This is a genomic window from Kitasatospora sp. MAA19 (assembly GCF_029894125.1).
Taxonomy (GTDB): Bacteria; Actinomycetota; Actinomycetes; order Streptomycetales; family Streptomycetaceae; genus Kitasatospora.
The window spans coordinates 1-11,976 of the sequence record NZ_JARXYZ010000027.1; the positions used below are offsets into that span (position 1 = coordinate 1).

The window sequence follows — 11,976 nt, forward strand, 5'->3', positions numbered from 1 at the left end:
CGATGGTACTGCAGGGGGGACCCTGTGGGAGAGTAGGACGCCGCCGAACAATCATTCACAGAGAACCCCCATCCGGGAAACCGGATGGGGGTTCTCTGCATTTCCGGGCCGGAATCAGAGCTGGAGTTTGAATCCGAGGTGCGACGGGACGAAGCCGAGCCGCTCGTAGAAGCGGTGGGCGTCGGTGCGGGTCGCGTCGGAGGTGAGCTGGACGAGGTCCGCGCCGAGTGCGCGTGCACGCTCGATCGCCCACTCGATCAGTTCGGTGCCGAGGCCGGTGCCCCGCTCGTCGGCGTGGATGCGGACGCCCTCGATGATGGTCCGGGTGGAGCCCTTCCTGGAGAGGCCGGGGACCACGGTCAGCTGCAGGGTGCCGACGGTTCGGCCGGCGCGTTCGGCGGCGACGAGGTGCTGGTGCGGGTCGCCGTCGATGCGGGCGAAGGCGTCCAGGTAGGGCGCGAGGTCGTCAGAGCTCTCGCGGGTGGCGCCGAGGGGGTCGTCGGCGAGCATGGCCACTATCGCGGGCAGGTCGGCTTCGGTGGCCCGGCGAATCGTCAGATCGTTCATGATCAGAGGATAGGTGGCCGCCTTCCCCGCACCCCTGTCCGTCGGTGCCCGTAGGGCCCCCTCACGGCCCTTCTCGGGGGTGATCCGACGTCACTCCCCGGGCTTGGCACTGGTGATGACGGCGAAGACGGCGCCGTGCGGGTCGTGCAGCTGGGCGAGCCGGCCGACGCCGTGGACGTCCATGGCGGGGATCCGCACCGTCGCCCCCAGGGTGTCGGCGATGGCGAGGCTGGCGTCCACGTTGGGGACCTCGAAGTAGGGGAGCCAGTGCGAGGTGGTGCCGGCGGCGGTGTGCTCGGGGCCGAGCTGCATGATGCCGCCGTGGGCGTCGTCGCTGCCGGCGCCGGCCGGGGTGAGGACGGTGTAGAGGACGCCTTCGAGCGGGACGTCCTGCTCCTGCCAGCCGAAGACGGTGCGGTAGAAGGACTTGGCGCGTTCGGCGTCGACGCTGTAGCACTCGGCCCAGCAGAGGCTGCCCTCCTCGTTGACGACGTCCAGGCCGCGGGTGTCGTGCGGCTGCCAGACGGCGAACTCGGCGCCGGTCGGGTCGGCGTAGCCGGCCATCCGGCCCGCGGTGAAGACGTCGAAGGGGGTGAACCGGACGCGTCCGCCGGCCTGTTCGACGAGTTCGGTGGTGCGGTCGGCGTCGAGGGTGGTGAAGTACAGCGTCCAGGCGGGCAGGGCGCCCTCCTCGGCGAGCGGGCCGAGGGCGGCGACCGTCCGGCCGTCGAGCTGGAAGAAGCCGTACCCGCCGGCCTCGGGGCCGGCCGAGTCGAAGGTCCAGCCGAACAGGGCCGTGTAGAAGCTGACGGAGGCCTGGGTGTCGGGGCTGCCCAGGTCGACCCAGGCGGGGGAGCCGGGGCGGAAGGCGGTGTTAAGCATGGGCTCTGCTCCTCGGACGGGGGCCCGTGCGGGCGCGGGCGCGATCGGTGCCCCCCTTGCCCCTCCCAGCCTGGCACCCCGGCCGGGGCGCTGCACGGCAGGGCGTTCGGGGGCGGTCGGCGCGGGTGCGGGGTTGTCGGGGCCGGGCGGTACGGTGCGTAACGGAAAGGTCCACCCGTACCGGTCGAAGGGGGTCCCGGTGGCCAGGCAGGCGCAGTCGGGGCAGGAGGCGCCGCGCCAGCTCGCGCAGGTCGAGGGCGTGCTGGAGCGGATCACGTACGCCAACGAGGAGACCGGCTACACGGTGGCCCGGGTGGACACCGGCCGGGGCGGGAACGACCTGCTGACGGTGGTGGGCGCGCTGCTGGGCGCGCAGGTGGGCGAGTCGCTGCGGCTGCACGGGCGGTGGGGTTCGCACCCGCAGTACGGGCGGCAGTTCACGGTGGAGAACTACACGACGGTGCTGCCGGCGACGGTGCAGGGCATCCAGCGCTACCTGGGTTCGGGGCTGATCAAGGGGATCGGGCCGCGGTTCGCCGAGCGGATCGTGGAGCGCTTCGGGGTGGACACCCTGGAGGTGATCGAGAACGAGCCGGGCCGGCTGATCGAGGTGCCGGGGCTGGGGCCGAAGCGGACGAAGAAGATCGCGGCGGCCTGGGAGGAGCAGAAGGCCATCAAGGAGGTGATGGTCTTCCTGCAGGGGGTCGGGGTGTCGACCTCGCTCGCGGTGCGGATCTACAAGCAGTACGGGGACAGCTCGATCGGGGTGGTCAGGAACGAGCCGTACCGGCTGGCGTCGGACGTGTGGGGCATCGGTTTCCTGACGGCGGACCGGATCGCCCAGGCGGTGGGGATCCCGCACGACAGCCCGGAGCGGGTGAAGGCGGGGCTGCAGTACGCGCTGTCGCAGAGCAGCGATCAGGGGCACTGCTACCTGCCCGAGGAGCGGCTGATCGCGGACGGGGTGAAGCTGCTGCAGGTGGACGTGGGGCTGGTGATCGACTGCCTGGCGGAGCTGGTGGCGGCGGAGGGGGTGGTGCGGGAGTCGGTGCCGGGGGAGGCGGGCGAGCCGATCACCGCGGTGTATCTGGTGCCGTTCCACCGGGCGGAGATCTCGCTGGCCAACCAGTTGCTGCGGCTGCTGCGTTCGGATTCCGACCGGATGCCGTGGTTCGGTTCGGTGGACTGGCCGGTGGTGCTGGAGTGGCTGGCGAAGCGGACCGGGGCGGAGCTGGCGCCGGAGCAGGAGCAGTCGGTGCGGCTGGCGCTGACCGAGCGGGTCGCGGTGCTGACGGGCGGTCCGGGGTGCGGCAAGTCCTTCACGGTGAAGTCGATCGTGACGCTGGCGCTGGCGAAGCGGGCGAAGGTGGTGCTGGCGGCGCCGACCGGGCGGGCGGCGAAGCGGTTGTCGGAGCTGACCGGGGTGGAGGCCTCGACGGTGCACCGGCTGCTGGAGCTGAAGCCGGGCGGGGACGCGGCGTACGACCGGGACCGGCCGCTGGACGCCGATCTGGTGGTGGTGGACGAGGCGTCGATGCTGGATCTGATCCTGGCGAACAAGCTGGTCAAGGCGGTACCGCCGGGGGCGCACCTGCTGTTCGTGGGGGACGTGGACCAGCTGCCCTCGGTGGGGGCCGGCGAGGTGCTGCGGGACCTGCTGGCGGAGGGCGGCCCGATCCCGTCGGTGCGGCTGACCAGGATCTTCCGGCAGGCGCAGCAGTCCGGCGTGGTGACCAACGCGCACCGGATCAACGAGGGGAAGCCGCCGTTGACGGACGGTCTGGCGGACTTCTTCCTGTTCGTGGAGGACGACGCGGAGCGGGCGGCCGGTCTGACGGTGGACGTGGTGGCGCGGCGGATCCCGCAGAAGTTCGGTTTCGACCCGCGCCGGGACGTGCAGGTGCTGGCGCCGATGCACCGGGGCCCGGCCGGGGCGGGCAACCTGAACACGCTGCTGCAGGCCGCGGTGACGCCGGCCCGGGAGGGGGTGGCGGAGCGGCGGTTCGGCGGGCGGACGTTCCGGGTGGGGGACAAGGTCACGCAGGTGCGCAACAACTACGACAAGGGGCGGAACGGTGTCTTCAACGGCACAGTGGGAGTGGTGACCGCCCTCAGCGTGGACGACCAGCGGTTGACGGTGCTCACCGACGAGGACGAGGAGGTGGCGTACGACTTCGACGAACTGGACGAGCTGGCCCACGCGTACGCGGTGACGATCCACCGCTCGCAGGGCAGCGAGTACCCGGTGGTGGTGATTCCGGTCACCATGTCCGCTTGGACGATGCTCCAGCGAAATCTGCTCTACACCGCTGTGACCAGGGCCAGGAAACTGGTGGTACTGGTGGGGTCACGGAAGGCGATCGCGCAGGCCGTACGGACCGTCAGTGCAGGTCGGCGGCACGCGGCCCTCGATCATCGGCTGGGAACTGGATGATTATCCAACAGGATGGTTGCCTCTAATGTTCTCTTGACGTGAAGAGATTTACGGCAGAGCCTAGGGTGGTGCCGATCTTGTCCGGTTCGTACCGGCTGCGGCGGCAGGTTTTGTAGGGGCGGGCCCTTTCGGGCCACCCCGGGTGCGCGGCTGTCCTCCAGATGGGGGATGGTAGAGACAGTCAGGGCACCTTGGAAGAGGATTCATTTCGTCGGTGAGGAAGACGTGAGCGACAACTCGGTAGTACTGCGGTACCAGGACGGCGAGTACGAGTACCCCGTCGTCGAGAGCACTGCGGGCAACGCCGGCTTCGACATCTCGAAGCTGCTGCCGCAGACCGGCCTGGTCACCCTGGACAACGGCTTCGGTAACACCGCCGCGTACAAGTCCGCGATCACCTTCGTGGACGGCGACAACGGCATCCTGCGGTACCGCGGCTACCCGATCGAGCAGCTCGCAGCACAGGGCGGCTTCATCGAGACCGCGTACCTCCTGATCAACGGTGAGCTGCCCAACGCGGACCAGCTGGCGGATTTCAACCGCGAGATCACCCAGCACACCCTGCTGCACGAGGACGTCAAGCGCTTCTTCCAGGGTTTCCCGCGGGACGCCCACCCGATGGCCATGCTGTCCTCGGTGGTCGGCGCGCTGTCCACGTTCTACCCGGAGAGCCACAACCCGTTCGACGCGGGCCAGCGTCACCTGTCGACCGTCCGCCTGCTCGCGAAGCTGCCGACGATCGCCGCCTACGCGTACAAGAAGGCGATGGGCCAGCCCTTCGTCTACCCGCGCAACGACCTGAGCTACGTCGAGAACTTCCTGCGGATGACCTTCGCCGTCCCCGCCGAGGACTACGAGCTCAACCCGGTCATCGTCAACGCCCTGGACAAGCTGCTCATCCTGCACGCGGACCACGAGCAGAACTGCTCGACCTCCACCGTGCGCCTGGTCGGCTCCAGCCACGCCAACCTGTTCGCCTCGATCTCGGCCGGCATCTCGGCGCTGTGGGGCCCGCTGCACGGCGGCGCCAACCAGGCCGTGCTGGAGATGCTGGAGAGCATCCAGAAGGACGGCGGCGACGTCGACGCCTTCATCACGAAGGTGAAGAACAAGGAAGCCGGCGTCAAGCTGATGGGCTTCGGTCACCGCGTCTACAAGGCCTTCGACCCGCGCGCCGCGCAGGTCAAGCTGCTCGCGCACGAGGTCCTCGGCCAGCTCGGCAAGAACGACGAGCTGCTGGACATCGCGCTCAAGCTGGAGGAGCACGCCCTCAAGGACGACTTCTTCATCTCGCGCAAGCTCTACCCGAACGTGGACTTCTACACCGGCCTGATCTACCGCGCCATGGGCTTCCCGACCAGCATGTTCACCGTGCTGTTCGCCCTCGGCCGGCTGCCGGGCTGGATCGCCCACTGGCACGAGATGATCAACGACCCGACCAGCCGGATCGGCCGCCCGCGCCAGATCTACACCGGCGTCGAGATCCGCGACTTCGTCGCCCTCGGCGACCGCTGACGCCGCACCAGGAAGGGCCCGGCCGCGCTGTGCGGCCGGGCCCTTCCGCGTCCCCGCGCGGTGGGCCCGGGTGGGCGCCCCGCACGCGGACGGAACCGTACGGCGCACGACTCCGGGGGCGGCCGCAGCCGGGGACGGCCGCTCAAAGCGTCCCTGACCCGCCGCAACCCCGGCGTCGTGCGCGAAGGTCGCCAGGGTCGACGACCGTCCCGGGGCCCGCCGGAGCCCCGTCGGCGGCAACCGATGGCAGTGCGGGGACGCCTTTGCCGTTCGCCGCGTCCCAGCCCATCGGAAAAACTGCCGCACTACCAACCTAAGACGTATCAGGGTGCGAGAAGTTACGCCCGGGGGGTGTGAGCTGCCTCTCGCCACGCTCCGTGTGCGCGTCGTGCCCTGCCCATACCACACGATCCCGCACGCGCGACGTCACCCTCCCCGCAGTCACGGCAACCGAGCGTGATAGGAATCGTGGCATTCCGGTACGGACCGTCCCGCACCCTCGCAGCGTGGCGGCGGAACTGGGGAGGGAGTGCGCAGATGGCCAGGAACGTCGTTGTCACCGGCGGTGGCACGGGAATCGGGTACGAAGTCGCGCGGCGGTTCGCCGAGGCGGGCGAACGGGTCGTGATCGTGGGCCGCCGTCGCGCGGTGCTGGAGAAGGCCGCGGCCGATCTCGGGCCGAACGTCACCCCGCTGGTGTGCGACCTCGCCGACCCCGACGCCGTCGAGGCCGCGCTCGCCGAACTGCCCGAGCGGATCGACGTCCTGGTCAACAACGCCGGCAGCCGGGAGACCGTGATCGGCGCCGGGCCGCACGCCCTGCTGGCCCGCTGGCGCGGCGACTTCGAGCGCAACGTGCTGACCGTGGTGCTGCTCACCGAGTCGATCCGGGACCGGCTCACCCCGGGCGCCGGCCGGGTGGTCACCATCAGCTCGATCGCCGCCCTGCGCGGGGCCGGCTCGTACGGCGCCGCGAAGGCCTCGCTGCACGCCTGGAACCACTTCCTGGCCGCCCAGTTGGGCACCTCGGGGATCACCGCCAACATCGTCGCGCCGGGGACGGTGGCCGGCACCGAGTTCTTCGGCCCGCGCCTGGACGAGGCGGAGGTCTCCCGCCGGGCGGCGCGCACCCTGCTCGGCCGGATCGGGGAGACCGGCGAGGTCGCGGCGGCGGTGTACTTCCTGGCCTCGCCCGAGGCCGGGTTCATCACCGGCGAGATCCTGCACTGCAACGGCGGCGAGCTGCTCGGGCGTTGAGCGGCGGGCTGCTCGGCTGCGGTGGCTGCTCGGGGGTGAACCACCGGGAAGGGCCCGGGCCGGGGTTCGTCCGGTCCGGGCCCCTCGCGGTGGCGGGCGGGTGCCTCAGGCGGGCTGGAAGCGGCGCAGCCGCAGGCTGTTGGTGACCACGAAGACCGAGGAGAAGGCCATCGCGGCCCCCGCGATCATCGGGTTGAGCAGCCCGGCGGCGGCCAGCGGGATCGCCGCCACGTTGTAGCCGAAGGCCCAGCACAGGTTGCCCTTGATGGTGCCGAGGGTGCGGCGGGAGAGCCGGATGGCGTCCGCCGCCGAGCGCAGGTCGCCGCGGACCAGGGTGAGGTCGCCCGCCTCGATCGCGGCGTCGGTGCCGGTGCCCATCGCCAGGCCCAGGTCGGCCTGGGCGAGCGCGGCCGCGTCGTTGACGCCGTCGCCGACCATGGCCACGACCCTGCCCTCGGCCTGCAGCCGCTTGACGGTGTCGACCTTGTCCTGCGGCATGACCTCGGCGATCACGTCCTCCGGGGCGATGCCGACCTCGGCCGCGACGGCCTCGGCGACCGCCCGGTGGTCGCCGGTCAGCAGCACCGGGCGCAGGCCCAGTGCGCGCAGCCGGGCGATCGCCTCGGCGCTGGTCGGTTTGACCGCGTCCGCCACCTCCAGGACGGCCCGGGCCTCGCCGTCCCAGCCCACCGCGATCGCGGTGCGGCCGGCCGCCTCGGCGGTGCGCTTGGCCTCGGCCAGGCCCTGCGGCAGGTACTGCGACCAGTCGTTCAGCAGCGCCTCCCGGCCGGCGATCACCGCGTGGCCGTCCACCACGCCCTGGACGCCCAGGCCCGGCACGTTCTCGAAGCCCTCGACCGGCGGCAGCCCGCCCGTGCGCTCCGCGGCGGCGGTGGCGATCGCCCGGGCGATCGGGTGCTCGGAGGCGTGCTCCAGGGCGCCGGCCAGGCGCAGTGCCTCCGTCTCGGTGACGCCCTCGGCGGTGTGCACCGCGAGCAGGGTCATCCGGCCGGTGGTGACGGTGCCGGTCTTGTCCAGGACGATGGTGTCGACGTTGCGGGTGGACTCCAGCACCTCCGGGCCCTTGATCAGGATGCCCAGCTGGGCGCCGCGGCCGGTGCCGACCATGAGCGCGGTCGGGGTGGCCAGGCCCAGGGCGCACGGGCAGGCGATGATCAGCACGGCCACGGCGGCGGTGAACGCCTCGGTGGGGCTGTTCGAGACCAGCAGCCGGCCGACCAGGGTGGCGAGCGCGATCAGGATGACGACGGGGACGAAGACGGCGGAGATCCGGTCCGCGAGGCGCTGCGCGGCGGCCTTGCCGTTCTGGGCCTCCGTGACCAGCCGGGCCATCCGGGACAGCTGGGTGTCCGTGCCGACCTTGGTCGCCTCGACGACCAGGCGGCCGCCCGCGTTGACGGTGGCACCGGTGACGCCGTCGCCGACGGAGACCTCCACCGGCACCGACTCCCCGGTGAGCATCGACGCGTCCACCGCCGAGCCGCCGTCGACCACCACGCCGTCGGTGGCGATCTTCTCGCCCGGCCGCACCACGAACCGGTCGCCCACGGCCAGATCCCCGATCGGGATCCGGACCTCGCGGCCCCGCCGGAGGACGGACACGTCCTTGGCACCGAGGTCGAGCAGGGCGTGCAGGGCGGCGCCGGCCCGGCGCTTGGAGCGGGCCTCCAGGTAACGGCCGAGCAGGATCAGCACGGTGACGGCGGCGGCCGTCTCCAGGTAGAGGGTGGAGGAGGCGCCGGTGTCGCCGATCGACAGCGAGAAGTCGTGGCGCATGCCGGGCCTGCCGGCGTGGCCCCAGAACAGCGCCCAGAACGACCAGCCGAAGGCGGCCAGGGTGCCGAGCGAGACCAGGGTGTCCATGGTCGCGGCGCCGTGCTTGAGACTGGTCCAGGCGGCGCGGTGGAACGGCAGACCGCCGTGGACCACGACCGGGCCGGTGAGCGCGAAGGCCAGCCACTGCCAGTTGGTGAACTGCAGGGCCGGGATCATCGACAGCATGACCACCGGGATGCTGAGGACGGCGCTGATCAGCAGCCGGTCGAGCAGGGGGTCGGCGGCGGGCCGGTCGGTGGTGGTGTCGGCGCCGACCGGCGCGGGGACGGCGGGCGCCGGGGGCGGCGGGGGCTCGGCGCTGTAGCCGGTGCGCTCGACCGTGGCGATCAGGTCCTCGACCGTCACCCCGGGGCCGTAGTCGACCCGGGCCTTCTCGGTGGCGAAGTTGACGGTGGCCTCGACGCCGTCCATCCGGTTGAGCTTCTTCTCGATCCGGGCCGCGCAGGAGGCGCACGTCATCCCGCCGATCGACAGCTCGACCCGGTCCCGTGCCTGGGCGCCGGCTGCGCCGTGGACGCCCGGGACGGTTGTACTCATGCGCATCAGCTCCTTGGTGGGGCGTACGGCGGGGGCCGCTGCCCGGGCCCCGCCGTACCGGACGAACCTCAGGCGCTGCGGCCGACCAGCTCGTAGCCGGCCTCGTCGACGGCGCTGCGGATCTGCTCGTCGTCCAGCGGGGCGAGGGAGGAGACCGTCACGGTGCCGGCCTTGGCGTCGGCGGCGACCTCGGTGACGCCCGCCAGGGCGGAGAGCTCCTCGCTGATCGCGTTCTCGCAGTGGCCGCAGCTCATGCCGGTCACGGTGTAGGTGATGGTGCTGGACATCCGGGCCTCCGGGAGGTGTGCTGCCCCGGGCGTCGGCCCGGGCTCTACTCTGCTGACACCGTACCCCTCTGGGGTATTCCCCGGAGGGGCGGGTGGGGGGCGCGCCTCGCGGGCGCGCCCGACAGCAGAGCGTATGCGGCCGACCGGCTCAGGCCGGGGAGGCCGGGAGCTGGGCCGGGATCGGCGCCCCGCGCTCGCGCCGGACCAGCAGTCGCAGCCAGAGCAGCCCGCCCAAGGAGACCACGATCAGCCCGGCCGTGTCGTAGCAGGTGTACAGGTGCACCTGCTCGGTGGTCGGGTCGGGCATGTGGCCGAGGGCGAACAGCGCGCGCTGCCACTCGCTCGCGGTGGTCCTGGCGGCCAGCCAGACGGCGATGCCGTTCATGCTGTCCCAGAGCGCGTGCAGCAGCGATACGCCCAGGTAGGTGACGATGACCGGGGCGGTGAAGCGGAAGCGCCCGCCGCGCCGCTCGCGGAACAGCACCCCGCCGATGATCGCGGTCCACAGGATGTGGCCGACCGGGGTGAGCACCCCGCGCAGGATCTCCGTCGGAGATGCGGGGGGTGTTGCGGTATCCGGACACCGGTCGGGCCTCCTCGGGGTAGCCACTTTTGGTCGAACTGTATGACAAATGGGACATTCGGTGATGATTGGGGCTGGTTCGCGGCGGGTCGGCGGCCCGACGTGGGGCAGGCGGATGGCTGGGCGCGGCGATCGTCCCTTATGTTCGATATGTGTTTCCGATCCGTCGTGCCCAGTCCCCGTCGGCTCCCGCCGCCGCGGGGCTGTCGCCGGAGCGGCAGCGCGGCGCCCTGCTCGCCGCCGACCTCCAGGACGTGCCGTTCTGGCGGCGGGCCAGCCCGGCCCTGCTGGCCGTCCTCCTGGTCGCACTCGCCGACCTCCTCTCCGGCAAGGACCGCTACCTCGCGCCGCTGATGACCGTCGTCCCGGCCATCGCCGCGCTCACCCTCAAGCCGGGTGAACTGCTCGCGGTCTGCTCGCTCGGCCTGTTCGCGGTCTTCGGGCTCAGCCACTACGACGAGGTCGACAACATCAACGACGCACGCTTCCTTTACGGTGCGATGGTCAGCTACGTCGTGTTGACGCTCTTCTCCGCCTGGGTCGCCAAGATTCGGATGCGGCGCGCGGCGGCCTTCGCGGCCGTCAGCTCCGTCGCCGAGGCGGCCCAGCGGGCCCTGCTGCGGCTGCCCGGGCCGACGGTCGGGCCGCTGCGGCTGGCCGTCCGGTACGTGTCGGCGGCCGACGCCTCACTCATCGGCGGGGACCTGTACTCGGTGCTGGAGACGCCGCACGGGATCCGGGTCGCGGTCGGGGACGTCCGGGGCAAGGGGCTCGGCGCGGTGCAGACGGCCGCGGTGGTGCTGGGCGCGTTCCGCGAGGCCGCGTACGACGAGGCGGGGCTGCGGGGCGTCGCGGCGCGGATCGAGGCCAGCGTCGAGCGGCACGTGCCGGACGGGGAGTTCACCACCGCGCTGTTCGCCGAGTTCCGCTCGCCCGGGGTGATGGAACTGCTGCAGTACGGGCACGTCCCGCCGATCCGGGTCGACGGCGACGGGCGGGCGCACGTGCTGGACGCCCCCGACCCGTGGGTGCCGCTGGGCCTCGGACGGTTGGCGGCCGGCGAGCCGGCCAGCTGGGACCAGCCGTTCGGGGCGGAGGACGTGCTGGTGCTCTGCACGGACGGGGTGATCGAGGCACGGCACCACAAGAGCGGGGAGTTCTACCCGCTGGCGGAGCGGGTCGGGCCGCTGGTGCGGGGCGCCGCGCGCTCGGCGGGGGAGCTGGAGGCGGCGGTGGGGCGGGTGTACGCGGACCTGCTGGCGCACACGGGCGGGGAGCTGCGGGACGACGCGCTGCTGCTGCTGATCGCCAGGACGGACGGCTGAGGGGCGGGCTGCCCGAGTCCTCCTCGCCGCACGGGCGGCCGCGCGGGGAGGAGGACGGGACGGGCCCGGACGGCCGGTGGGCCTCAGCCCGCGGCGACGTCGGCGAGGGCGCGGAAGAGCAGGGCGGTGGAGGTGGCGCCCGGATCCTGGTGGCCGATGCTGCGTTCGCCGAGGTAGGAGGCGCGGCCCTTGCGGGCCTGGAGCGGGACGGTGTCGCGGGCGCCCTGCTCGGCGGCGTCGGCGGCCGCGGCAGCGGCCTCGGGCAGGGCGGCACCGGCGGCGGCCGTGGCGCGGAAGGCGGCGACGGCCGGGGTGTAGGCGTCGACGATGGTCTTGTCCCCGGGCGCGGCCTTGCCGAGCGCGCGGACGGCGTCCAGACCGGCCGCCAGGGCCTCGGCGACGTCGGCCGGGCCGGCCGGGTCGGGCAGGGCGGCGCCGATGGCGCGGAAGGCCTTGCCGTAGAGCGGGCCGGAGGCGCCGCCGACCTTGGAGATGAGCGTGCTGCCCGTCTTGGTCAGGACCGTGCCGGAGCCGGCCGGCCGGAGGTCGTCGAGGGCGGCCAGGACGGCGCTGAAGCCGCGGTGGAGGTTGCTGCCGTGGTCGCCGTCGCCGATCGCCGAGTCCAGTTCGGTGAGCCGGGCCTGCTCCTTCTCGACGGCCGCGGCGATCGCGCGGACCCAGGCCTCGGCCAGTGCGGTGTCGAACAGCGGGGTGTCGAAGTCCATGCCGTCT

Annotated in this window: 10 protein-coding genes; 4 read left to right on the forward strand and 6 right to left on the reverse strand. The window is 72.3% G+C overall.

What is annotated here, in order from left to right; genetic code table 11:
• Positions 1-114 precede the first annotated feature (114 nt).
• Positions 115-567: a GNAT family N-acetyltransferase gene (locus P3T27_RS30460; RefSeq protein ID WP_280684299.1), complete on the reverse strand. Its 453-nt coding sequence runs from the start codon at positions 565-567 to the stop codon at positions 115-117.
• 90 nt (positions 568-657) lie between these two features.
• Positions 658-1,449: a VOC family protein gene (locus P3T27_RS30465; protein WP_280684303.1), complete on the reverse strand. Its 792-nt coding sequence runs from the start codon at positions 1,447-1,449 to the stop codon at positions 658-660.
• Positions 1,450-1,648: 199 nt separating this feature from the next.
• On the opposite strand from P3T27_RS30465, the gene P3T27_RS30470 reads away from it, so the two are divergent.
• The 3 genes from P3T27_RS30470 (at position 1,649) to P3T27_RS30480 (ending at position 6,655) form a co-directional block, all read left to right on the forward strand.
• Positions 1,649-3,883, forward strand: coding sequence for an ATP-dependent RecD-like DNA helicase (locus tag P3T27_RS30470; RefSeq protein ID WP_280684305.1), 2,235 nt, complete (start codon positions 1,649-1,651; stop codon positions 3,881-3,883).
• A 225-nt stretch (positions 3,884-4,108) separates the two neighbouring features.
• Positions 4,109-5,398: a citrate synthase gene (locus P3T27_RS30475; protein WP_280684307.1), complete on the forward strand. Its 1,290-nt coding sequence runs from the start codon at positions 4,109-4,111 to the stop codon at positions 5,396-5,398.
• Positions 5,399-5,935: 537 nt separating this feature from the next.
• On the forward strand, positions 5,936-6,655 hold the full coding sequence (locus tag P3T27_RS30480) for an SDR family oxidoreductase (protein ID WP_280684309.1): 720 nt from the start codon (positions 5,936-5,938) through the stop codon (positions 6,653-6,655).
• A 105-nt stretch (positions 6,656-6,760) separates the two neighbouring features.
• Here the strand turns inward: P3T27_RS30480 and P3T27_RS30485 are convergent, their stop codons facing one another.
• The 3 genes from P3T27_RS30485 to P3T27_RS30495 form a co-directional block, all read right to left on the reverse strand.
• Positions 6,761-9,049 carry a heavy metal translocating P-type ATPase gene (locus P3T27_RS30485; protein ID WP_280684311.1) on the reverse strand — a complete coding sequence of 763 codons (2,289 nt, stop codon included), beginning with the start codon at positions 9,047-9,049 and terminating at the stop codon, positions 6,761-6,763.
• 68 nt (positions 9,050-9,117) lie between these two features.
• Complete coding sequence (locus P3T27_RS30490) at positions 9,118-9,336, reverse strand: cation transporter (RefSeq protein WP_280684313.1); 219 nt, start codon at positions 9,334-9,336, stop codon at positions 9,118-9,120.
• Between the two features lie 148 nt (positions 9,337-9,484).
• Positions 9,485-9,946 (reverse strand): PrsW family glutamic-type intramembrane protease, encoded by a 462-nt coding sequence (locus tag P3T27_RS30495; protein ID WP_280684314.1) that lies wholly within the window; start codon positions 9,944-9,946, stop codon positions 9,485-9,487.
• A gap of 125 nt (positions 9,947-10,071) precedes the next feature.
• Here P3T27_RS30495 and P3T27_RS30500 point away from each other — a divergent pair, with 125 nt between their 5' ends.
• A complete protein-coding gene (locus P3T27_RS30500; protein ID WP_280684316.1) occupies positions 10,072-11,244 on the forward strand; it encodes a PP2C family protein-serine/threonine phosphatase in 1,173 nt (390 codons plus the stop codon).
• An 83-nt stretch (positions 11,245-11,327) separates the two neighbouring features.
• On the opposite strand, the gene dhaL is transcribed toward P3T27_RS30500, so the two are convergent.
• Entirely contained in the window at positions 11,328-11,969 is a 642-nt protein-coding gene (gene dhaL, locus P3T27_RS30505; protein WP_280684317.1) for a dihydroxyacetone kinase subunit DhaL, read from the reverse strand.
• Between the last annotated feature and the right edge of the window lie 7 nt (positions 11,970-11,976).

Bases quoted from the DNA above. Each gene is read 5' to 3' on its own strand.
- P3T27_RS30460 (WP_280684299.1), bottom strand. From the start codon at position 567: ATGAACGATCTGACGATTCGCCGGGCCACCGAAGCCGACCTGCCCGCG.
- P3T27_RS30465 (WP_280684303.1), bottom strand. From the start codon at position 1,449: ATGCTTAACACCGCCTTCCGCCCCGGCTCCCCCGCCTGGGTCGACCTG.
- P3T27_RS30480 (WP_280684309.1), top strand. From the start codon at position 5,936: ATGGCCAGGAACGTCGTTGTCACCGGCGGTGGCACGGGAATCGGGTAC.
- P3T27_RS30485 (WP_280684311.1), bottom strand. From the start codon at position 9,049: ATGAGTACAACCGTCCCGGGCGTCCACGGCGCAGCCGGCGCCCAGGCA.
- P3T27_RS30490 (WP_280684313.1), bottom strand. From the start codon at position 9,336: ATGTCCAGCACCATCACCTACACCGTGACCGGCATGAGCTGCGGCCAC.
- dhaL (WP_280684317.1), bottom strand. From the start codon at position 11,969: ATGGACTTCGACACCCCGCTGTTCGACACCGCACTGGCCGAGGCCTGG.